Source organism: Bradyrhizobium sp. CCBAU 11361, assembly GCF_028128935.1.
GTDB lineage: Bacteria > Pseudomonadota > Alphaproteobacteria > Rhizobiales > Xanthobacteraceae > Bradyrhizobium > Bradyrhizobium niftali.
Genome location: NZ_LBJZ01000142.1, coordinates 1 through 22,098, shown reverse-complemented (window position 1 = coordinate 22,098; position 22,098 = coordinate 1). Strand labels below are relative to the sequence as shown.

Sequence of the window (22,098 nt, the reverse complement as noted above, 5' to 3'; positions counted from 1 at the left end):
ACCTAGCGGCTCTGTACTCACGCTAGCTTTCCAAAGCTGGTGAAACCTGTGCGGCAATTCACAAACGAACAGCAGCTGTTGTGGCCGATGCCGGCTACGCCCGTCGCCAGCGCCACGCCGGGCACGAAGGGAAGCGCGCGGGCCCCCAACGCCCAGATGCCGCCACCGCCGGCGGCCGCACCAGCGGCGCCCGTGGTCACGGCACGGCCCTTGCCGCCGAGCGCGGCTGCCGACAGCTCCGCCGCGGCCGCGGACAGCGCCGCGGCTGAGGTGTGCAACGCGACGGCAGAACTGACAGACCAAGCCGTTCATGAAGCGATACGTCAGACTGCCAGTTGTAATGCCACCCACGCCGAGACCGCCGGCGAGTGCACCACCGCCAATCCATTTGGCCGCGATCGGGTTTGCCTTGTTGAACGCTGCGATACTTTTGCCGAAACCACCGATCCTACTCGAAAGCCAGTACATAATGTTGGCGGCCTCTTTCATTGCCGGGCTGGTCAACGTACCGGCAAGATTGGAGATCGTGGTCGTTAGCGAGTTCAGCGCGGCAGACGGATCATCCTTGTTCACTTCGCCGAATAGGCTCCCGAACTCGGTCAAATCGGATGTTGGCATCGCTGACGCCGTGCTTGCGACACAGATCGGAAACCGAAACGCCGGCCTCATGCTCCTTCAAAATCCCGATGATCTGCTCTTCCGAAATGCGGCTGCGCTTCATGGTCTGGTCCTTGTGTGGGCCAGAACGAACTTCAAACCGGATTAAGCCTGCCGGGCAAGGTCAGTGTCTCCATCAATCCTCCGACGGACTCTCAATTGGAACTGAAAAGCCTGCCTTTACGCGGTCCATGATGACCATCGTCTTCACGCCCTTGATGTCGGGGTTCTCATAGAAAAACCGCCTAGTGAACTGCTCGTAGTCTTCCATGCTGGGCGCAGTCACGTAGAGCACAAAATCAGCATCGCCAGTGACGTAAAATCCATTGACAACTTCGGCTGACGATTTGATCGCCTTCTTGAACCTGTCGATTATGTCGGAACGCTCTCTTTCCAGGCTCACCAGCACCAGCATTTGGATCGGTCTTCCTACGGCTTTCGGCGAAACGATAGAGACGTCCGCCTCGATGATTCCTTCTGAACGGAGTCTCTTTAGTCTCCGCTGACAGGCCGTAGCAGAAAGACCCGCGAGTTCGCCGATGACCTCGGAAGTTAGACGGTTGTTCTTTTGAACGATTTCGAGGATGCGGGCATCAATTCGATCGTACTGCATAATCGGCTCCACGCTTGAGCTGCGTTTCCTCGCAAATAGCCTGTGCGTTGCAGGAAATCTCCCAAACGACCGGAAATGCGACGCAAATGTGTTGTCGATATCAGTATCCTGAATACGTGAGCAATTTCAACTGATGAGTGGGTGGGACTGCCAAATGACCTTTCAGACCGTTCGGCACGAAGGCCCGCATTTGGCCGGCCTTGCAAGGAGGCATCTGCAAGATCTGCGACGTCGCGATTTCCTGGCGGGGGCCGCACTCATTGACGGCTGCTGGGTTGCGGGCGACCGCAGAGATGTTGTGGTAGATCCGGCGACCGGGGAGCAGATCGCGAATGTTGCCCGCTGCCATGTTGCGCATATGGAACGTGCAATCGCCGCAGCTGAGCGATCGTTTCAAGCTTGGCGAGGGCTGTTGCCCTCGCAGCGCGGTGTGATCCTTAGGGCTTGGGCGTCGTTGATGCTTGAGCATTCGGAGGAGCTTGCGATCCTGGTGACAAGCGAGCAGGGCAAGCCGATAACTGAGGCGCGCCATGAAATTGCATATGGTGCGGGATTTCTCGATTGGTTCGCTGCAGAAGGTGAGCGAACATACGGAGAGACGATTCCAAGCCACAAGCCTGGGAGTCTGCTTCAGGTTCGAATGCAGCCAATTGGAGTCGCGGCGGCTATCACTCCATGGAATTTTCCTGTTGCCATGATCACGCGGAAAGCTGGGGCGGCCCTTGCTGCCGGTTGTCCGATCATTGTGAAGCCTGCTCCCGAAACTCCGCTTTCTGCTCTTGCCATCGCCAGGTTGGCTGAAGAGGCTGGAATCTCGCGCGGCGTCTTCCAGGTGCTCGTGGGTGATTCGATCGAACTTTCAAAGCCGCTGTTACGCGACGCGAGAATACGGGCGCTCTCGTTCACGGGCTCCACGGAAGTCGGTCGGCTGCTTCTGGAGGCCTCGGCGGAGACAGTGAAAAAAGTCTCCCTCGAGCTCGGCGGGCATGCTCCGTTCATCGTTTTTGATGACGTTGATCTGGATAAGGCCGTCAAGGGCGTGATGGCCGCAAAGTTCGCGACGTCGGGGCAGGATTGCTTGGCGGCAAACCGCATCTACGTGCAAAAGGGCATTTACGGAGCCTTTGTTGATGCGTTCGCCGCGGCGATCGCCAAACTTAAGGTCGGCCACGGTCTGGAATGTTCAACCGATATCGGCCCAATGACCAAGGTGTCGGTCGCTAACAAGTGTAGAATCCAAATCGAAGATGCCGCTGCGAAAGGCGCGCGAGTTATCTCCGCTGGTGACGGCGCCAACTTGGGGTCAAACTTCGTTCTTCCGACTCTTCTAACTGATGTCACGGAAGAGATGCTTATCGCGCGCGAGGAAACATTCGGGCCAGTCGCCGCAGTGCTTCCGTTCCATTCTGAGGAGGAAGTTGTCGCCCGCGCTAATGCCAACGAAATGGGGTTGGCTGGATACGTCTACACGGACAGTCTCCGTCGAGCGCTACGACTCTCTGAGCAGATCGAGTGCGGCATGTTGGGCATCAATACAGCCTCCTTCACGGGCCCGCCTATTCCGTTCGGTGGCTGGAAGCAGTCTGGGCTCGGTCGTGAAGGCTCACGGCACGGCTTGGCAGAATACATGGAACTTAAGTACGTCTGCTTCGGCGACTTGCTCGCTTAGGAGAATTGGGATGACTGACATCAAGACCATCGCAGAACGAGATCGCGCAAGTGTTCTGCATCCTTTTACTCAGCTGAGGGACTTCGCGAGCGGCAAGATCGGTGATCCCACAATTGTCACGGACGGCAAGGGCATTCGTATCAAGGACGCAGAGGGGCGCACTTACATCGACGGCTTTGCGGGCCTGTACTGTGTAAATATTGGATATGGTCGGACCGAAGTGGCGGAGGCCATCGCGCGGCAAGCGTACAAGTTGGCGTACTACCACTCGTACGCGGCGCATACGACTGAAGAACTGGCGACACTTTCGGATCGTCTTGTGCGAATGGCGCCAGGAAAGCCCAGCAAAGCCTTCTTTGGGCTGTCTGGATCGGATGCCAATGAAACCCAGGCCAAGCTCGTCTGGTATTATAACAACCTGCGTGGCCAACCTAAGAAGAAGAAGATCATCTCGCGCGAGCGAGGTTATCATGGCTGCTCCGTAATCTCCGGGTCAATGACCGGGATGTCATTCTACCATGATCACATGGACCTCCCATTTCCTGGCATTCTGCACACCGGAACGCCGCATCACTATTGGGGCGCTGAGTCGGGCGAAACCGAAGAATCGTTTTCTCGCCGTCGAGCCGCCGAGCTCGAAAAACTGATTGTGCGGGAGGGGCCCGAAACAATTGGCGCTTTTATTGCCGAGCCGGTGTTGGGTACGGGAGGAATTACCCCGCCTCCCACTGGCTACTGGCGCGAAATCCAAGCCGTGCTCAGGCGGTACGACGTTCTATTGATCGCTGACGAGGTGATTTGTGGATTCGGTCGGACCGGCGCGGACTTCGGCAGTACGCTGTATGGTATCGAGCCGGATCTGGTGACGGTCGCGAAAGGTCTGACGTCTGGCTACGTGCCGCTCTCCGCCGCAATCGTTGGTGAGAGGGTGTATTCCGTTATGGAGGAAGCCGCGGATCGGGTCGGGGCATTTTCACATGGATACACCTATTCCGGTCACCCGATTGCTGCCGCCGCGGCCAACGCAGTCCTCGATATCGTCGAGAAGGAACGACTGAGCGACCGCGCTAGGATCGTTGGCGGGCACTTCCTTGGGCGCCTTCGGCAAAGGTTCGCTCAACTTGAAATCGTTGGCGAAGTGCGAGGCGTGGGCTTGCTCGGTGCCGTAGAGTTTGTCGCGGATCGCCATACCAAACGCCGGTTCGATCCGGCGCTCAAGGTGGGCGCCCGCATCTCTAAGGCTGCCCGTGATCGGGGGCTCATTGCACGAGCAATGCCGCATGGAGATATCCTCGGATTCGCGCCGCCGCTGGTCGTATCTGAAGCTGAGATAGATGAGATCGTGGAGCTCGCTTATCGCGCGACGAAGCAAGTAATGGACGAGCTGGCGAAACACTAGACGAGCGTCTGGAGACTGGTTTGCTACCCCAGAGCCGTCTATAACGCACGCTGCCAGAACCTCAGTGTTTCTCATATCAGCCCGCCGGGACTGCCTCTAGCAACGGATATGCGCGGCAGCTGAGAGCAAGCGTTGATGGCAATTTCAATTGCCGGCTAGCCTGTCATTTTGCGGCGGGCATCGCGGATTAGACAACGCAAATCTCACCCCCAGCGCAGTTCGCTTGAATGCTCGGCGTCGGCAAGACAGCGCACTTCGCCCGACGGAGATCCTTAGGAAATATCCATGAACGCTATCCGTATCGATGGAAAGGCTATCGCCGAGTTCCTTCGGGCTCGCGTCGCTCGCGACGTGGCGTTGCTCCAGGCGAAGTGGAATGTGACCCCAGGGCTTGCGGTGGTACTTGTCGGCGACGATCCCGCTAGTTCCGTTTACGTGAAGATGAAAGCCAGACATGCGCAGGCCGCGGGTTTAAAGTCTCGGCAATGCCTGCTGCCAAGCAATGTCAGTGAAGCCGCTCTGCTGGAGTTGGTCGAGGAGCTCAATGATGATGAATCTATCGATGGCATACTCATTCAGCTTCCGCTACCCGGACACGTCGACCGTTGGCGCGTGTTGGAGGCGATCAATCCAGCTAAGGACGTAGACGGCTTTCACCCCTACAATGTTGGAAGATTGGCGACGGGTCTACCAGCTCTCGCCCCTTGCACTCCGCTTGGGGTTATGCATCTTATTAAGACTGTCGTGAGCGATCTGAGTGGCCTTGACATTGTCGTTATCGGTCGCTCGAACATCGTCGGAAAACCGTTGGCGCTTCTGCTTGGCGATGCCGGGTGCACGGTGACAGGTGCGCAACTACAGACCCGAAACCTGCCCGACCTTTGTCGGAGGGCCGACATTGTTGTCGCGGCAGCAGGTTGCCCGGAGTTGGTGCGAGGCGATTGGCTCAAGCCGGGCGCGATCGTAATTGATGTCGGGATCAACCGAGCGCAAGATCCCACAGGCACCGTCAAAATTGTCGGAGATGTAGCTTTCGCCGAAGCGAGTAAGCGCGCGAGCTATATAAGCCCAGTACCTGGCGGTGTTGGGCCTATGACTGTCGCTTACTTGCTCGCGAACACAGTAAATGCAGCGGTTTCGCGCCGAGGTCTGTCTCTGGTGATGAGCCCGGATGCCGGGCAGGTGTGGCCAGCCTCCTTCCGGGAGACAACTCGTGAAGTCGAGCTGCAGCAAGCAACCTAGACTGATCTGAGCATCACGGCTCTCTAGCGAGCCCAGCATGCAATTGCTTCCGTTGGAGGTATTTGACCGAAGTCGGTCAATCTACCACCGACGCTGCGTCCAGAAACGGTCGCGGGCCAATGGCTCGCGCTCAGTTGAGATCGCTTGAGAGGCGGTTCGCAAGGACGCCGCGCGATCATCGCCCCGTGGCTGCCGCGCATGGATTGGAAACTGGCCATTGCACTGGGCGGCGCCAGATCCCTCCGTCATCCCCGCGGCTTGCTCGCGTGAGCACCAAGGCCTCACGACGCAAAAGATATCGTTTTATCGATCACGCGCAGAATTTCTGTTCCGCGAAGGCCTATATCGAACAAAATCTGATCGGGCGCCCGATACTATTTGAGAGAGGCAATTTGCCGAGCAGGCAAGATCGCAGAATCACAGCGCGGGAGGACGATCAAAGTGAACTTCGCATAGTTTCTTATACCCCCGAGACTCTGTCGCGCATGAGGTTTTGGTAAGCGGGATCGCTGCTATCACACCCGCTCCCGTCATGCACGCCAGAGGCGGTATCGCAATCAATTCGTTCGCGACGTCCGCGCCGCCAATCCTAATATCCAATCGCTGATTCTTGGGCTGCGCCCGGACTCACCTGCGGTTATGTCCTTGAGTCGTGGAATGCAAAGCAAACTGCCCTCCCATGCGGAATATGTCATCGTTGGTGGTGGCATCATCGGTCTATCGATCGCCTACCACCTTACCCGGCTGGGGCATCGCGACGTTTTGCTGATCGAGCGTGACCAGCTGACAAGCGGCACGACCTGGCATGCAGCAGGACTGGTCACGCAGCTGCGAGCCAGCGAGAATATGGCGAAGCTGGCCCAATATACCGCGGGGTTGTTCCGCGAACTCGAGGAGCGCACCGGCCAAGGCACCGGCTTTCGGCAGTGTGGGTCGATCACGGTCGCGGCAACGCCCGCGCGTCTTGAAGAGCTGCGGCGTGGTGCCTCCATGGGGCGCTCCTTTGGTCTGGACGTGGAGATCATCGACGCTGCCGAAGCCAAGCGACGCGTGCCCTTGCTCGACGTGGCCGACGTTCTTGGTGCCGCATGGATCGCATCCGACGGTAAGACGAGCCCGGTGGACACGGCGCGCGCCTTCGCCGCCGGCGCGCGGCAGGGAGGCGCGAAGATTCTCGAGCGGACACCGGTGACGCGCATCATCGTGGAAAAGGGGCAAGTTGCCGGTGTAGAAACAGCGGAAGGCACCGTGCGCTCCGAAAGAGTGGTGATTTGCGCGGGAATGTGGACACGCACGCTCGCTGCCGATCTGAATTGGGCGGTGCCACTGCATGCGGCCGAACACTTCTATGTCGTGACAGAGGCCATTCCTGGTCTGTCACCCGACACACCCACGGTGCGCGATCTCGATGCCTGCTTCTACGCAAAAGAAGACGCGGGGAAGTTGCTGGTGGGTTTCTTCGAGCCTCATGGCAAGCCGTGGGGCATGGAGGGGATCCCGCGTGAGTTCAGTTTCGATTCGTTGCCTGACGATTTCGAGCATATCGAGCCTCACCTTGCCGATGCCATGCGCCGCATGCCGGCGTTGGAGAATGTGGGGCTTCAACTGAGCTTCAATGGCCCGGAAAGCTTTACGCCTGATAATCGATTCCTGTTAGGGCCCGCTCCCGATATTAATGGGCTCTATGTGGCGTCCGGGTTCAATTCGTGCGGTATCGAATCTTCTGGCGGCGCTGGCAAAGTCGTAGCCGAGTGGATGTCGACGGGAATGCCGGCTAATGACTATTGGGAAATGGACGTCCGGCGTGCCATGCCATTCCAGCGCAACCGGCGATATCTGCATGATCGCACGGGCGAGGCAGTCGGCCTTCTTTATGCTCTGCATTGGCCTCACAAGTCACCGGCGACGGCTCGAAACGTGCGCGTCTCGCCGCTTCACGACCGGTTGGCAGCCGCGGGCGCGATCTTCGGCGAAGCCGCCGGGTGGGAGCGCGCGCAATGGTTTGCCTCCGCTGAGGCGCCGGCGAACGCTCACGCCACGTTTGCTCGCGACGATTGGTTCAAATCGAGTGGGGCGGAACACGAGGCGGCTCGGTCCGGGGTGACGCTGTTTGATCAAACCTCCTTCGCCCACGTGCTGGTACAAGGACGCGATGCTCTCGCCTTTCTTCAGCGCCTCTCCACGAATGATATCGACGTTCCGGTTGGCCGGATCGTTTACACGCCCTGGCTCAATGAGCGGGGTGGCATGGAGTCCGACGTCACGATCGCGCGAACGGGCAATGAAGAGTTCCTGGTGGTCACGGCTGCTGTGCAGCGCATTCGCGATCTTGCGTGGCTGCGAACACATGCCAAAGGGGCGGGCCACGTGTTCGTCACCGACGTATCCTCGGGCTACTCATGTCTTTCCGTCATGGGACCGCGTGCACGAGAGCTGCTCATGCGCGTCAGCCCAGCGGATTTCTCGGATGCTGCATTTCCCTTCGCAACAGCCCGTGAAATCGAGATTGGCTATGGTATGGCGCTCGCCTTCCGCATGACGTTCGTGGGTGAGCTTGGCTGGGAGCTGCACATCCCGGCTGAACAGACACTCGGTGTCTACGATGCCCTTGTCGCGGCGGGGCGCGATCTCGAACTGCGCCATGCCGGCTACGTCGCATTGAATACGTTGCGCCTTGAGGCAGGTTACCGTGACTGGGGTGCGGACGTGAGTGATGAAGATTCTCCACTTGAAGCTGGACTTGGATTCACGATCGCCTGGAACAAGGGCGATTTCATCGGGCGTGCAGCGCTTGAATCGCAGCGCGGGCAGACTCCCCGCCGGCGCCTGGTGCAATTTGCTGCGCCCGCGGCGACGCCGCTGATGTTCGGAACAGAGCCGGTGTGGCGCAATGGTGCGCTCGTCGGCTACCTGCGCTCCGCTGGGTTTGGTCATACTCTCGGTTGCGGTGTTGGCATGGGATATTTGCACTGCGAGAGCGGCGTGAGTGCTCAATGGCTGTCCGAGGGAGCTTTTGAGATAGAGATCGCAAGCGAGAGGCATGCGGCCATCGCATCACTTCGCGCCTTTTACGATTTAAACCGTACGCGAGTGAAGGGTGAATTGCGCAAGCTCGAAGACCTCATTGCCCCGGAGCTGCTCTCGGCACGCTCGAAGAACTGACTCAAATCAACTGCTTGTTTTACGTTTCTTATGGGGCCGCCGCCCGGCGGTGACTGCTATGGCCGACCGTTCGATGATTCTCGCGTTCTCCTGCCCCGATCGTCCAGGTATTGTATCGGCGGTCTCAAGTCTCTTATTCCAGGCCGGCTGCAATATTCGCGATGCGCAGCAGTTCGATGACATTGAAACCGGTCACTTTTTCATGCGCGTGGTCTTCGATCGTCTCGAGGATGCGAATTCACAAGCTGACATCGCCGCATCGGTCGAAGAGTTGGCCAATCGTCTCGGTATGAAATTCACATTGCGTGAGCGCGCCGCCAAAAAACGAGTCATGCTGCTCGTCTCCAAATTCGATCACTGTCTGGCGGATCTGCTCTACCGGTGGCGCATCGGGGAGCTTCCGATGGAGCTGACCGCGATCGTCTCCAACCACAGTCGCGAACATCTGTCTTCTACCGATCTGGGTGAACTGCCATTCTACCATCTCCCTGTCACCAAGCAGACCAGGATGGAACAAGAAGCACGAATTTGGGCGCTCGTGCAGGAGACCAGCACGGAGCTTGTTGTCCTTGCGCGGTATATGCAGATTCTCTCGGATGGCTTCTCCGCCAAATTGTCGGGGCGCTGCATCAATATCCACCACTCGTTCCTCCCGGGCTTCAAGGGCGCCAAACCCTATCACCAAGCTCATGAACGAGGCGTCAAATTGATCGGTGCGACAGCTCATTATGTGACCTCCGACCTGGATGAAGGACCAATTATAGAGCAAGATGTCGAGCGAATCTCGCATCGCGATATGCCAGACGATCTTGTTCGCAAAGGTCGTGATATCGAAAGGCGCGTACTCGCTCGCGCAGTGCTCCACCATCTCGAAGATCGCGTGGTGCTGAACGGAAAAAAGACGGTGGTCTTCACGGGCTAGCCCAAGCTTCGGCGCGACAGAGCGCATCTTCTCGGACATGAAGAGTGGTGCTGAGCACACAAGCTGATGTGAGGCCGATGGACGCGCGCCAATGGGCTGCTTTCCATTGTCTTAGGCTAATTTGCGTGCATATGATGGCCGGGTGTTGCGCTCCGCAACGGCGGACCGCAAGCGACTGTTGTCGCGCTTGGCTGCTTTCCTAGATCGACGAGATTGGAACGCTCCGCGCCAACTTGCTCGCGACCTCGCGAGAACGTTGGTGGTGATGCCTTTGGTTAAGCTGAAGCGTTGGGTTGGATGACGTCGGCGGGAGGTTTTGTGGGGCAAGGCTGGCCATGGTCTTCGCGACTCTGTGGCTCTCAAAACTCTGAGACGCGGATTCGGCGACGCCGCATGATCACCTCGAATTTTGAATAGAATCGGCGCGATGCGTATACACGATGCAGTAAATCATCGGATTGGCGCGGAGAGTGGGTCTCAAATGTCCAGGCGGCCCTTTTATGCTGATGCCACAATCAATCGGTTATGGCGTTGGAATGGACAATTTCTGGTTAAAGCAGGCATTCGATCGAGTTGGGAAGCCCCAGGCGCAATCCTTGTCGACGCACGTTACTGCGGACGTGACGATCGTCGGCGGCGGTTACCTCGGTCTATGGACCGCAATTCGCATCAAGCAATGGTCGCCATCACTCAAAGTGGCGATTGTGGAGAGGGATTTGTGCGGGGCGGGAGCAAGCGGCCGGAACGGCGGATTCGTCACAAGCTATTGGGCCAAATATCTTTCATTGCACAAGTTGTGCGGGCCCGATGAAGCAACCCGGATTGCTCAAAGCTCCGCGGAAGCGGTGCTGGAAATTGGCGCGTTCTGTCGTGAGAACGGCATAGAGGCTGAGTTCCGCGCTGATGGGTGGTTGTGGACCGCCACCTCTGCGTCCCAAATCGGCTGCTGGAATCCTCTGATCAGCGAATTGGCGAAGCATGGCGTGGGCCCGTTCCAGGTCCTTGACCGTAGTGACGTCGCGGGCTTAGGCGGGACAGAGGGTAACCTGGCCGGAGTATTCGAACCTCATGCCGCCACAGTGCAGCCGGCGATCCTTGCCCTCGGTCTTCGCCGTCACGCCCAGGAACTGGGCGTCACGATTTATGAGCACTCGCCAATGATCCGTCTTGAGCGGACAAGAACGCCAAAGGTGATAACGCGTACAGGTTCGATTACAAGCAAGAAGGTGGTATTGGCCATGAACGCTTGGGGGGCCCAATTCCCCTATCTGCGGCGTAAGGTAGTGATCGTGTCCAGCGACATGATTGCGACGAGAGCCAGCTCCGACAAGCTGAAAGAGATCGGCTTCACGAATGGCGTCGCAATATGTGATTCTCGCATGTTCCTAAATTACTACCGTAACACGCCGGATGGCCGCATCGTTTTCGGCAAATCGCTGGGACACTTCGCGTTCGCCGGCCAGGTAGCCGATCACTATGAAGGGCCCTCACCCAGGGCCAATGACGTGGAGGAAAGCTTCCGCAACCTCTATCCGATGCTCAATGGCCTGGACATCGAATCTTCGTGGACCGGCCCCATTGACAGATCCGTGGATGGTTTACCCTTTTTCGGCCGTCTCGACGGTCACCCGGATGTATCTTTCGGCATCGGCTTTTCTGGTCAAGGGGTCGGGCCCACCGTCCTAGGCGGAAAGATACTCGCTTCGCTTGCTCTTGACGAAACGAACGAGTGGTCCCGATGTGGGCTGGTCCGCGATGATGTTGAAAAGTTCCCGATCGAGCCGTTCCGCTATGTCGGCGCCATCGTTGTCCGCGAAGCGCTTCGACGGAAAGAGGGCTTGGAAGATCGTGATCGGCGCTGCGATCCGTTCACTCTTGCGCTCGCCAACCTTGCTCCCGTCGGTTATGTGCCTTCAACGCGCAACTGACCTTGCGCATCGGGCCGCCGAATTCTCATTCTCGATCCGCGAAAGATTTTGTCGATCGCGACTTTCGTGTATCTCGCCGCTCGCTCCACCGTAAGGAAAACCGACTAAGATGCGAGGAGGTAGCGGGGCGACTCAACGACGAGATCTTAGGATCTGATTTGTCTTTTTGCTTGCTCCCGCTCCGGAAAACAGGTGATCGCGTCCTAACTCGAATTGGGTGCGATTACTGTTTCTGGCCGCGTGGCCTCGGGAATGTGTGTGGCTTACGGGATCGGAGTATGTCGTGGTACTCGCGCCCGCAGTGACGATGGCTGCTTGGACTGCATCATTCGCGGATGTGAATTGCAGTGCTTCGTTTGGCTCGGTTTGTTTGGAAGTGTTTCCCCCACTAGCTGAGGCAGTGATCCCGATCTCGATCGCCGCGCGCGAGCGTATCACCCTAACTCGCTCGGTCGCGATCATCTACCTTGAAGTCCCGGGTATTCGACGATATGGGCACTGGAGATAATTGACGACTGTTCGAAATCGAAGGCCTACTATCCCATCGCTCCTCTATCTCCGGCGTCGATCCCAGGCGCGCCGCTACGATCACTGACAAGCCTGTGCCCGCTCGAGACCCTCGTCATGTCGCGCGAACCCGACGTGACGCATAATCGCGTGAGAACCTTCGGTTCGAACGCAGAAATCCCGCAATGAAGCGCAAAAAATGAGCGAAATCGGTCGCCAGACTCAGTAATGGTTGCAGATGGTAGCGATCTTGCCGGCCACCAAAGCCACCCCGCATCTCGATGGAGCCACGACTATGGCGATCAACAAAGCACCTCAGGCGTTTCCGAGAACAGAGTATCTGCGAAGACTTGCTGCAGTGAAGGCGGAAATGGGTCGCCGGGACATCGATGCGCTTGTCGTGTCTTTCGACAGGCACATGAACTATCTCACAGGCTATACTGCACGATCGGGCTACGTTCCGCAGGGGCTCGTAGTTTCAACGCGCGAAGAGGAGCCGACAATTATTCTACGCCAGATGGATGCTCCGGCAGCCCATCATCAGACGTTCTTGCAGCGCGATAAGGTCATCGGCTACCCAGAAGCGCTCATTGGTAACCCAGAGAAGGACGGCTACGACAGCGTCATCGACTTCCTACATGAGGTGGGCGCCGCCAACCGCGCCGTAGGACTTGAATTTGGCAACTTGCCCCCGGCGGCTGTAGAAAAGTTTAAAGCGCGATTGCCAAAAGCAAAGATTGTGGATTTTACTGGCGCTATCACCTGGATCCGGATGATCAAGTCGGATCTGGAGATTGCTTTCATGAAGGACGCAGCTGCCATCACCGATGCAGGAATGATGCGCGCCGCAGAAGTCATACGTCCTGGTGTGCGAGAAGCTGATGCGGCCGCAGAGATCGTAGCGACCCTCGCCCGCGGTACCAACGGAAAAGCAGGGACGTCCCTCGCCAATTTCTGGATGAACTCCTCTCCTCGGACCGGAACAAGTCACCTTACGTGGAGCGACGACGTTTATCGAGTGGGTTCTCAAATCAACCTTGAAGTCGCTGGCGTGCGTTACACCTACACTGCTCCGATGAGCCGCACCTTTTCAATTGGTCGCCCCTCCGAACGTCTACACCGTGTACATGAGGCCCAGCTCGCTGGTCTCGACGCTGCGCTTGGCGCGTTTCGTCCAGGGAGCACCTGTAGCGACATCGCGCAAGCCGCCCAGCGTGCCCTTGAAAAGCACGGCGTCCACAAGGAGTCCCGCTTCGGCTACCCTGTGGGGATCGACTGGACGGAAACGACCGCTAGTCTCAAGGAAGGCGATATGACCGTGCTGAAGCCGAACATGACGTTCCATTTGCATCTCGGTAACTGGGTTGACGAGGACTTTGGCGTGATGGTGAGCCAGTGTATTCGTGTGACCGACTCTGGGGTCGAAGTGTTGACCAAGACGCCTTTGAAACTCTTCGAGCTTCCATCCGCTCCATGAGGATAGCGAAGACGCGCGAGCGGTGTGACCGTCCTCCTCAAACGCTGGAGGCCGAGAGCTCTCGTGCAAGTTCTCGGTGGACGATACAGTTGCGCGCGCCAGCAGAGCTCGCACGCGTTAGTGCGACCGCGAATCGACTACCCCTGCTTAAAGCGTTCGAGGGGCAGATTGTTCGACCGGGGGAAAGAAACGAGGGTTGGCGGTTCGCGCCAGGCCGCATCCCTTGAGAACGGGCCGACCAATTATGACAGTGCAATCTAAGGCGCGCGCTGAATGAAAAAGAGAGAGACCGCAGAACATCGAAGTGCCTCGATTGAACGGCGCAATGCTTTGCAAATGATCCGCTCGCTCTATCGATCGATAGACTTGCGGTGTGATCCTGCGCCGTTCGACTATTCGCCTCCAACGCAATCGACATTACACAAAAACGGAAAAGATCATGACACCGGTTCTCCTTAAAGATTCGATCAAGTTGCCTACCAGTGCCCTCGACAATGTCAGCCCGGTTTCTCGCCCCGTCGGTGAGCCGGTCTCGATTATGCGCAATAAGGTCGCCTTCAAGTCTCCTGTGGACGCAACCACCACCGGCGTTTGGGAATGCACGCCGGGAAGATGGCGCCGTCAGGTGGCCGAGGCAGAATTCTCCACCTTTCTTTCAGGGCGTTGCACGTTTACTCCCGACAGCGGGGACGCAATCCTTATTGAGCCCGGTGACTCCATTTATTTTCATCCGAACACGAACGGAGAATGGAATGTAATCGAGACAGTTCGGAAAGCCTACGTCATACTTCCTAGGAACACGCCGGCTGCCTGATCGCAGCTATCAATCTTGGGGGCGACTCTGCGGCAGATCTACAGGCGCTGTTGTGGGTTCGCCCTTAGGCGCCATTTAAGGTTGTGCAGCGAGCCCGGTAGCAAGCCAGCAACTACAATTTCCTTACCGCGCCACGCTCTCGATAGCAGTTCAGCGCCTACGAGAACGCTTCTCTTTGAGAGCCAGCGCATCACCCGCTGTTATGGCTCATTCCCTCGGGTTTCCGGCGGGCGTGTTTGACCAGGATCGGGGCACGAAGTTTTTGTCAATTCGGCGCCACTGTTTGCACGGGCCGAAGGGTTCAGTAATGGCGCTGATTTGGGCGCACCGTCGAGCAACATCAATCGTCCGGGGTCTCAATTGGGACAGCAAAGCCTGCCTTGACACGATCAATGATGACCATAGTCTTGACGGCTTTTATATCCGTGTTTTCGTAGAAGAAGCGCCGGGTGAACTGCTCGTAGTCCTCCATGCTTCGCGCAGTCACGTACAACACGAAATCAGCGTCGCCAGTGACGTAAAATCCATTGACGACTTCTATGGAGGATTTTATCGCCTTCTTGAACTTGTCAATTATGTCCGCTCGCTCTCGCTCCAGGGTCACCAGAACGAGCATCTGGATAGGGTTCCCAACCGCCTTGGGTGAGACGATCGAGACATCAGCCTCGATGATCCCCTCCGAGCGGAGCCTCTTTAGTCGCCGTTGACACGCGGTGGCCGACAGCCCAGCGCGCTCGCCGATTACGTCCGTAGTCAGGCGATTGTTCTTTTGCACGATCTCTAGAATGCGGGCGTCTATTCGATCGTACTGCATGGCCGGCTCAATTTGGGCTCAAGATGGTATCCTAACGCAGGAATGCTCCGATCAGAGGAAAAATTCGACGTTTATAGTATCACCATTTAGCTTGTTCGAGGAAATCCGGCAGATTGTTGAATTGTTGGATCGCCTCCCGTCAGCTGTTCGGCCTCCGAAGAGTTAGCTTTTGGAGGAGTTAGGTATGGTGTTACCAAACGACTCTATTGCGGCGTAAGCGCCAGCGCCGCCCCAACTACGCTAAGCCTCGCAAGGCGTTGGCGGAGCCACTTTCCGCCACTGATCAATCCGGCGTCGGCCTGGCTCAAAACGAGCTGCACTCGAAACGACGTTGCGGCCCGTGGATATCGGCGGTTCGCCCGCTCACTGACATCACGCGCCGCCGCCGTCGTTCCAGAATCGCGTCATCTCGCGAGATATCTCATAGATTACATCAGCGCCTCGGACGTCCGAACTTCGCTCTGACTCTCGCACTCTCAGGTCCCACGTCACGGCGGCCGCGTGGGATGTCACCTTGGCCAACCGGAGCCCGCCCGCGTACGAGATAGTGGTGAGAGCCGGATAGACGCTTGATATTCAGCCCTGTTCGGTGCGGGCATACTAGCGAGACTGTCGTTCAATCGACCGCCCTTGCGATCCGCCTGCGCCCTGTATTGGAATTTCGCAGGGCGGCGAAGAAGTTCTGCACAAAATCACATAATTAGATGAATGTATGCGCCGCATGTTGAGGAGTTGGCCGACTTTTGTCCACTCGACGGGGTAACGTTCCCATCTTCGACGGCCTGCGTCGACCGAGATCAAAGAGGGATTCAAGCCGATGATCAAACGCAGCAACAGCTTTCTCTCCGGTGTCGAACGCGAGGCGGTGATAGAGCTTCGCCATGCCATGCATCAAGAGCCTGAACTTTCCAATGCAGAATGGAAGACGCAGGAGCGGATCCGCTCGACATTGGAGAAATTCGGCATCACCGGCGCGAAGGTCTTCCACAACACCGGTCTCTATATCGACATCGAGGGCACCGCATCCGGCCCGAAGCGCTCGATCGCGGTGCGCGGCGATATCGATGCGCTCCCGATCCAAGAGGCCCGCGAGGATCTGTCCTATCGTTCGCAGGTGGATGGCGTTATGCACGCCTGCGGACACGATATGCACGGTTCGATCGCGCTCGGTACCGCCTTGGCGTTCCACCGGCTTCGTGACAATTTCGCCGGTAAAGTGCGCGTGTTCTTTCAGCCCGCCGAGGAGGCAGAGCCAATGGGCGGGCGCACTGTGGAAGAGAAAAAATTATTGGACGGCTTCGATGCGGCGGTTGGCTTCCACGTCGCGCCCGATATTCCTGCCGGCACGTTCGGTGCGCGCGAAGGTGCGGTAACCAAATCTGCGGATCAGTTCAATCTGACCATCACCGGTACAATGGCACATGGCGCGGCACCTCATAAAGGTGTCGACGCGATCACAATAGCAGCCGCCTTCATCAACGAGGTGCAGAAGCTGATCTCGCGCGAAATGCCGATCGATGACGGCGCGGTCATCACCATTGGTACCATCCACGGCGGGCAGGCAGCCAACATCATCTGTCCTTCGGTCGTTATAGAGGGGACTATCAGAACTCGTAGCCCTGAGCGTCGCTCGCTGCTATCGCAACGGGTGCGCGAAGTGGCTGAAGGTGTGGCTACGATGCATCGCGGTAAAGCCGAGTGCGTCATTCGCACCGGCGAGCCGCCCGTCATCAACGATGCCGAAATGGTTCAGCGCTTCCACCAACTTGTCTGTGAGACAGAGGGGCGCGACGCTCTCACCGACAAGAAAAAGCAGGCAAACGGGAGTGATGACTTCGGCTTCTATGCGGCCTGCGTGCCCTCCATCTATTTCTGGTTTGGTAGCGCTGCACCCGGCAACGACTCCCTTGTGCATACTCCGACCTTCGGAGCCTCCGATGACCTCCTTATTCCGACGACGGAGCTCACGATCAGATACATTCTCGATCTGCTGAAGTTTTGAAGCGGCTGGCGAGGGCTGGGCCTAATACACGCCATTGCGCAGACGCATGAATCCCTTGCCTCAGTAGCGACAGAAGGAGGCCATCAGCCGCATGCATGCTCTGCCCTTATCATAACGAGGCCAGACCTCAATCTCGATAGTTCGGAGGGGCAGCATTGCGGCGGCCGCGAGGTATTACGGCATGGATCAGGTGCCGATTTTGCGAGCCAGGGCGGCAGGCATGTTCTCGGGCGCGGCCAACGGGTGGCTTGGCCTTTGCGCATTCCATGAATCAGAAGTCTGCACGAGGGCATTGATCCGTCTCCGCCAGCGTCAGACGAGACGTTGCGCCTTGCGCGGCGGTAGATCAGCCTAAGAGAAGCGTAGCAATTTTCGCAATCATTGGTAGAAAACGGGCGGAAGTCCACAGGTAAGGGCAAGCTAATCTGCCGTGCAACGCGCTCTGCTCATGGTTCCCACCTTCGGCCGCACCTTACGAAGGCGCAGAAACACATCTCGAAGACACCGTGATGCGCACAAATTCAGCGTGGCCTTGCCAACATCAGTGGAATGCTGCGGCCGGTTGAAATAGCTTTGCGCCAACTGGCTGCGGCCCTTTCGCGCGGATTGCCAGAACACTAGGGAAGCGTCCATGGACAGATTCGATTCGAAGTTTTCGCGCCGCTCTTTTCTCGCCGGGGCGGCTGGCGTCCTCGCGGCGCCAATGGTCATTGGCTCGCGCGCCGTCGCAGCTACTGATTTCGTGACAATGGTTGGGTATGGGGGGACGTTTCAAGAGACGTTGGTCAAGTATGTGATGACTCCGTTCGCTGCGGAAACGGGAATCAAAGTTAAATTCGTTCCCGCCCCCGACCTTGCAAAAATCAAGGCTATGCAGCTCACGCGTAGCGTCGAGTGGGACATCTACAACGGTAATGGAACGTGGGCTGCATCTGGATCCAAGCAGGGCTTTTGGGAGAAGTTGGATACTTCCATGTTCGACTTGAAGGATCTGGCCATTCAGCCGACGAGCGACGTCGTCACACTTGATCTCTATGCTGCGGGCGTGGCGTGGGATCCGAAGAAATACGGCGCCGGAAAGCATCCGGCGAACCTTGCTGAATTCTTCGATATCAAGAAATTCCCAGGTCGTCGCTGTCTTCGCAAAGAGCCTGACGGGGCGCTTGAGGCGGCTCTCCTTGCCGACGGTGTGGCGCCAAAGGACATTTATCCTCTCGATCTGGAGCGTGCGTTCAAGGTGCTCGATCGGATCAAGCCGGGAATCGTATGGGCGAGTGCGACTACTCAAACCATTTCTCTTGTGCAGACAGGGGAGGTCGATTTTAGCTATACTTATAACAATCGCGTCAAGGCGACGAATGAACCTGGGGGTGGGATGCCATTGGCGTTCTCCCTAGACCAAAATCTGATCTTTACGAGTCCCCTTGCGGTGCTCAAAGGGGCGCCGAACAAAGAGAATGCGATGAAGCTGATCGCCTATATGTTGCGCCCCGAAGTTCAGGCGCGAATGGACAATCAGCTCGGGTTTCTGCCGGTATCAAAGAAGGCGCTGCCGATGCTTTCCCTCGAGGCGCGCAAGTGGCAGCCGGACCTGAGCAACCCCAACAATCTCATGATGAGCAATGAGTATTGGGCGGATAATTTCGAATCGGTATCGCGTCGTTTTCAGGAATGGCTGCTGACATGACGGCGTTTCGCGGCGGCCATTTATCCGCGTTGTTGTGGATGCGCGGTAGTCTATCATCTCTATTGAAGCGTTTAGCGGGCTCATGAGTCGTATTAGCAACATTCGCGCGCAGACTATCTTCATGTCGCCTGCCGTCTTGGTGGCGGTCGGAATTGTGCTACCTCCTCTTTTGTACGTATTCTACACCAGCGTCGACGGATCAGCCCTGTCGGTGGCCTCTTTTGGTGAGGTTCTAACAAGCAAATTGTTCGGGCGAGCGTTGGGCACGACACTTGTTGTAGCAGCCTCGGCGTCAGCAATTAGCTTGCTTCTTGGATTCATTGTGGCGCTGCACCTTGCTCGTCAGTCGCCGCGTCGCCGAACTGCGTTGACGGTGCTCGTACTTCTTCCGCTCTGGACCAGTGTCTTGGTTAAATGCTTCGCATTTACGATTATCTTGGGACGTGAGGGGATCATCAACAGTGCTCTCAGCTGGGCTTTCAATGCGAAGATCGAGCTACCGTTCGTGTTCAACCGGATGGGCCTCCTGATCGGCCTAACAAATTTTCTCATTCCGTTTGTCGTGTTGCCCGTTCTTGCTAGCCTGCTCGCTATTGACGGAGCGATCTACCGCGCAGCTTCCATAATGGGAGCCAAGTCCGCGCGCATATTTTGGACGGTCACCATTCCCATGAGTTTGCCCGGCCTATTCGCTGCTCTATTGAGCACATTCGTGATGTCGTTGGGCGCCTTCGTAGTCCCGGCACTACTCGGTGGTTCCCAAGATCAAATGCTGTCTAATCTGGTCGATTTCTACAACCGGCAAGTCCTCGCATGGCCCAAAGCCTCAGCCGTTAGCGTGGTGCTTTTTGGCATGGCTCTAATCTTCGCCGCTCCTCTGGCGCTTTGGCGCCGCCGCAAACTGTAGGATTCCGTCGTGTCAGACATGTTTCGTGACCCTCATGCGCGTCGCTACCGAGCGATGGGCACTGGATTGGCTGTGGTTGTCTACGTGTTTCTACTGGCTCCGCTCGTGGTCACTGTGCCGATGGCCTTTGGCCCGACAAATGCGCTGGCTTTCCCGCCGTCGAGTTACTCACTCGATTTGTTCAGGATATTCTTTAGTTCACCGGCTTGGCTGGAGCCCCTCTTCGAAAGTATCAAGGTCGCGCTCGGCTCTACGGCGCTGGCAATACTTGCTGGTGTGCCCGCAGGTTACTGGATCGCTCGCCACCAATTCCTCGGCAAAGGGTTGATTTCTAGCATAGTCATGAGCCCGCTTGTCGTTCCCTCCATCGTTACCGCGCTCGGACTTTATTTCTACTTTTCCTACCTCGGGATCAGCGCAACAACGTTATCCTTGGTGCTAGGCCACGTCATGGTCACCTTGCCTTATGTGATCCTGCTGATCATGGCGGGTGTCAACAAGTTAGACCGCAATCTCGAATTCGGCGCTGAATTGATGGGTGCCGGACCGCTGCGAATGTTCGTGACGGTGGTGATACCGCAACTCATCCCTTCGGTCGTCAGTGCTACATTCTTTGCCTTTCTGCTGTCCTTCGATGAAGTTGTCATCTCATGGTTCCTGGCCGGTACAAGCACGGTCACTCTCCCAGTGAGAATGTTCAGCGCTCTCGAATGGGAGGTTTCGCCGGTAATTGCGGCCGTGTCCACATTGTTCATGGCCGTTTCTCTGCTCGTCTGCATAGTGACGATCGCATTGAAGAAGGAGACCCCTGTCAATGTTTGATCGATTGGGTGCGACGATCCGCTTCGATAGTATAAGGACGCAATTCCGAATGAAGCCTCAGCTCAAGAACGAGGGTGCCTTTGAAGAGATCAGACGTCAGCACGTGCCTAGCGGCTTGCTCCGATCGCAGACGCCTGCGCTTCGTCCATACGAACCCGGTAAAGGAGTAAACCGGATGCAGGGCTGCACTGATCTCGGCAATCCCGTCGCCCACGCGATCGCGTTGCACGGTATATCCAAGACGTTCGGCGTGGTGACGGCGTTGCACCCGACCGACCTCTGCGTGGAGAAAGGCGAATTCCTCACCTTACTTGGCCCGTCTGGCTCGGGCAAGACTACGCTGCTCAACCTGATCGCAGGTGCGATGGGACCAACGAGCGGCACTATTCTGCTCGATGGACGTGACATCACCCGAATGCCTCCGCGCGAGAGGGGGATTGGGATGGTGTTCCAGAATTACGCCCTGATGCCACACATGACGGTGTTCGAGAACGTGGCCTATCCATTGCGTGCGCGCCGCCAGTCCTCCAAAACGATCCGGCCCAAGGTCATGGAAGCTCTCGATCGCGTCGGTTTGGCTGGCTTTGAAAATCGAAAGCCGGGGCAGTTGTCGGGCGGGCAACAGCAGCGCGTAGGAATTGCGCGATGCATCGTATATTCGCCCTCCATCATCATGATGGATGAGCCTCTGGGCGCGCTGGACAAGAACCTGCGCGAACAAATGCAAGGAGAGATCAAGCGTCTCCACAAGGACCTCGGAATTACGTTTATCTATGTTACGCATGACCAGGAAGAGGCGCTCAACATGTCAGACCGCATCTGCCTGATGGGCACGGGGCAAATCGCTCAGCTTGGGACACCGGATGAGTTGTACTTTAAGCCGCGCAGCCGTTTTGTAGCAGAGTTCATCGGCGAATCGAATCTAATCAGCGGACGAATGATCAGCGCTGATCGGATGGCGATCGCCGGAAGCCGGTCTATTAGCGTCCCTGGAGCGCGACGGCCCGAAGGATCGGAGCTCCTGGTTATGGTGCGGCCGGAGAAAATGCGAATTGCCGGAGTTGACGAGCCGGTCACGCCCGGCACCGATGTACTCACGGGCGAAGTTGTAAGCAGCTCGTTCATCGGAGGTATGACGCGCGTGACTGTCAATACCGACAACGACCTAAAGATCACCGCCAAGATGATATCGGATCGCGCCGAATCAAGGCCGGCGGCCGGAGCGCGAGTTCAACTTTGCTGGTCGTCCTCGGACGTGGTGGTTCTCGAGAAATAACGCTCCCTAAGAGCTGCGCTAATCTGCCGGGGCGACTGGCGGCAACGTTCGAAGCGCCGGCTAAGCCGCGTAAAAGTGCCTGGCCGGCGCCGTACGCTCCAATGTCGTCTCGCAAGCGGCATGGATCGTAAGCGGTGTGTCTCCCGCACCTTGTTCGGCGTGAGCTGATCGGCAACATGCGAGCCGTCATATACAGTAAG

At 57.3% G+C, this 22,098-nt stretch carries 16 protein-coding genes and 1 pseudogene; 13 read left to right on the top strand and 4 right to left on the bottom strand.

The genetic code is table 11. From position 1 onward, the window contains the following. Window positions 1-17 precede the first annotated feature (17 nt). From XI08_RS12150 to XI08_RS12140, 3 genes and pseudogenes are all read right to left on the bottom strand, one after another. Window positions 18-278, bottom strand: a complete 261-nt coding sequence (locus tag XI08_RS12150) for a hypothetical protein (protein ID WP_271574555.1) — start codon at window positions 276-278, stop codon at window positions 18-20. A 335-nt stretch (window positions 279-613) separates the two neighbouring features. Then, window positions 614-721: pseudogene (locus XI08_RS12145) on the bottom strand (transposase); the annotation flags it as partial. A gap of 72 nt (window positions 722-793) precedes the next feature. Further along, a complete protein-coding gene (locus XI08_RS12140) occupies window positions 794-1,270 on the bottom strand; it encodes an Lrp/AsnC family transcriptional regulator (RefSeq protein WP_271574554.1) in 477 nt (158 codons plus the stop codon). Between the two features lie 190 nt (window positions 1,271-1,460). Here XI08_RS12140 and XI08_RS12135 point away from each other — a divergent pair, with 190 nt between their 5' ends. The 8 genes from XI08_RS12135 to XI08_RS12100 all read left to right on the top strand — a co-directional run bounded on the left by XI08_RS12135 (window position 1,461) and on the right by XI08_RS12100 (window position 14,390). Then, a complete protein-coding gene (locus tag XI08_RS12135) occupies window positions 1,461-2,939 on the top strand; it encodes an NAD-dependent succinate-semialdehyde dehydrogenase (RefSeq protein ID WP_442869809.1) in 1,479 nt (492 codons plus the stop codon). 10 nt (window positions 2,940-2,949) lie between these two features. Next, a complete protein-coding gene (locus XI08_RS12130; protein ID WP_271574552.1) occupies window positions 2,950-4,338 on the top strand; it encodes an aminotransferase in 1,389 nt (462 codons plus the stop codon). 285 nt (window positions 4,339-4,623) lie between these two features. Next, entirely contained in the window at window positions 4,624-5,580 is a 957-nt protein-coding gene (gene folD / locus XI08_RS12125) for a bifunctional methylenetetrahydrofolate dehydrogenase/methenyltetrahydrofolate cyclohydrolase FolD (protein ID WP_271574551.1), read from the top strand. Between the two features lie 657 nt (window positions 5,581-6,237). Beyond that, on the top strand, window positions 6,238-8,742 hold the full coding sequence (locus XI08_RS12120) for a GcvT family protein (RefSeq protein ID WP_271574550.1): 2,505 nt from the start codon (window positions 6,238-6,240) through the stop codon (window positions 8,740-8,742). A 58-nt stretch (window positions 8,743-8,800) separates the two neighbouring features. Next, entirely contained in the window at window positions 8,801-9,664 is an 864-nt protein-coding gene (gene purU, locus XI08_RS12115) for a formyltetrahydrofolate deformylase (protein WP_271574549.1), read from the top strand. A 500-nt stretch (window positions 9,665-10,164) separates the two neighbouring features. Continuing rightward, window positions 10,165-11,592 (top strand): FAD-dependent oxidoreductase, encoded by a 1,428-nt coding sequence (locus tag XI08_RS12110; protein ID WP_271574548.1) that lies wholly within the window; start codon window positions 10,165-10,167, stop codon window positions 11,590-11,592. An 802-nt stretch (window positions 11,593-12,394) separates the two neighbouring features. Then, the gene (locus XI08_RS12105; RefSeq protein ID WP_271574547.1) at window positions 12,395-13,576 is read left to right on the top strand and encodes a M24 family metallopeptidase; all 1,182 of its coding nucleotides are present in this window, start codon (window positions 12,395-12,397) and stop codon (window positions 13,574-13,576) included. Between the two features lie 439 nt (window positions 13,577-14,015). Then, window positions 14,016-14,390 carry a cupin domain-containing protein gene (locus XI08_RS12100; RefSeq protein WP_271574546.1) on the top strand — a complete coding sequence of 125 codons (375 nt, stop codon included), beginning with the start codon at window positions 14,016-14,018 and terminating at the stop codon, window positions 14,388-14,390. Between the two features lie 340 nt (window positions 14,391-14,730). Here XI08_RS12100 and XI08_RS12095 read toward each other — a convergent pair whose 3' ends face one another. After that, a complete protein-coding gene (locus tag XI08_RS12095; protein WP_271574545.1) occupies window positions 14,731-15,204 on the bottom strand; it encodes an Lrp/AsnC family transcriptional regulator in 474 nt (157 codons plus the stop codon). 817 nt (window positions 15,205-16,021) lie between these two features. Here XI08_RS12095 and XI08_RS12090 point away from each other — a divergent pair. The 5 genes from XI08_RS12090 to XI08_RS12070 all read left to right on the top strand — a co-directional run bounded on the left by XI08_RS12090 (window position 16,022) and on the right by XI08_RS12070 (window position 21,898). Next, window positions 16,022-17,206 (top strand): M20 metallopeptidase family protein, encoded by a 1,185-nt coding sequence (locus XI08_RS12090; RefSeq protein WP_271574544.1) that lies wholly within the window; start codon window positions 16,022-16,024, stop codon window positions 17,204-17,206. A 631-nt stretch (window positions 17,207-17,837) separates the two neighbouring features. Then, on the top strand, window positions 17,838-18,893 hold the full coding sequence (locus tag XI08_RS12085; RefSeq protein WP_271574543.1) for an ABC transporter substrate-binding protein: 1,056 nt from the start codon (window positions 17,838-17,840) through the stop codon (window positions 18,891-18,893). 121 nt (window positions 18,894-19,014) lie between these two features. Continuing rightward, on the top strand, window positions 19,015-19,800 hold the full coding sequence (locus XI08_RS12080; RefSeq protein WP_271574542.1) for an ABC transporter permease: 786 nt from the start codon (window positions 19,015-19,017) through the stop codon (window positions 19,798-19,800). Window positions 19,801-19,818: 18 nt separating this feature from the next. Next, window positions 19,819-20,622: an ABC transporter permease gene (locus tag XI08_RS12075; protein WP_271574556.1), complete on the top strand. Its 804-nt coding sequence runs from the start codon at window positions 19,819-19,821 to the stop codon at window positions 20,620-20,622. Then, window positions 20,615-21,898 carry an ABC transporter ATP-binding protein gene (locus XI08_RS12070; RefSeq protein ID WP_271574541.1) on the top strand — a complete coding sequence of 428 codons (1,284 nt, stop codon included), beginning with the start codon at window positions 20,615-20,617 and terminating at the stop codon, window positions 21,896-21,898. The genes XI08_RS12075 and XI08_RS12070 overlap by 8 nt, the downstream gene beginning before the upstream one ends. Window positions 21,899-22,098 lie beyond the last annotated feature (200 nt).

What these genes read in the sequence shown, in the direction of transcription:
- XI08_RS12140 (WP_271574554.1), bottom strand. Translation starts at nt 1,270, where the DNA reads ATGCAGTACGATCGAATTGATGCCCGCATCCTCGAAATCGTTCAAAAG.
- XI08_RS12130 (WP_271574552.1), top strand. Translation starts at nt 2,950, where the DNA reads ATGACTGACATCAAGACCATCGCAGAACGAGATCGCGCAAGTGTTCTG.
- folD (WP_271574551.1), top strand. Translation starts at nt 4,624, where the DNA reads ATGAACGCTATCCGTATCGATGGAAAGGCTATCGCCGAGTTCCTTCGG.
- XI08_RS12120 (WP_271574550.1), top strand. Translation starts at nt 6,238, where the DNA reads ATGCAAAGCAAACTGCCCTCCCATGCGGAATATGTCATCGTTGGTGGT.
- purU (WP_271574549.1), top strand. Translation starts at nt 8,801, where the DNA reads ATGGCCGACCGTTCGATGATTCTCGCGTTCTCCTGCCCCGATCGTCCA.
- XI08_RS12110 (WP_271574548.1), top strand. Translation starts at nt 10,165, where the DNA reads ATGCTGATGCCACAATCAATCGGTTATGGCGTTGGAATGGACAATTTC.
- XI08_RS12105 (WP_271574547.1), top strand. Translation starts at nt 12,395, where the DNA reads ATGGCGATCAACAAAGCACCTCAGGCGTTTCCGAGAACAGAGTATCTG.
- XI08_RS12100 (WP_271574546.1), top strand. Translation starts at nt 14,016, where the DNA reads ATGACACCGGTTCTCCTTAAAGATTCGATCAAGTTGCCTACCAGTGCC.
- XI08_RS12095 (WP_271574545.1), bottom strand. Translation starts at nt 15,204, where the DNA reads ATGCAGTACGATCGAATAGACGCCCGCATTCTAGAGATCGTGCAAAAG.
- XI08_RS12090 (WP_271574544.1), top strand. Translation starts at nt 16,022, where the DNA reads ATGATCAAACGCAGCAACAGCTTTCTCTCCGGTGTCGAACGCGAGGCG.
- XI08_RS12085 (WP_271574543.1), top strand. Translation starts at nt 17,838, where the DNA reads ATGGACAGATTCGATTCGAAGTTTTCGCGCCGCTCTTTTCTCGCCGGG.
- XI08_RS12080 (WP_271574542.1), top strand. Translation starts at nt 19,015, where the DNA reads ATGTCGCCTGCCGTCTTGGTGGCGGTCGGAATTGTGCTACCTCCTCTT.
- XI08_RS12075 (WP_271574556.1), top strand. Translation starts at nt 19,819, where the DNA reads ATGTTTCGTGACCCTCATGCGCGTCGCTACCGAGCGATGGGCACTGGA.
- XI08_RS12070 (WP_271574541.1), top strand. Translation starts at nt 20,615, where the DNA reads ATGTTTGATCGATTGGGTGCGACGATCCGCTTCGATAGTATAAGGACG.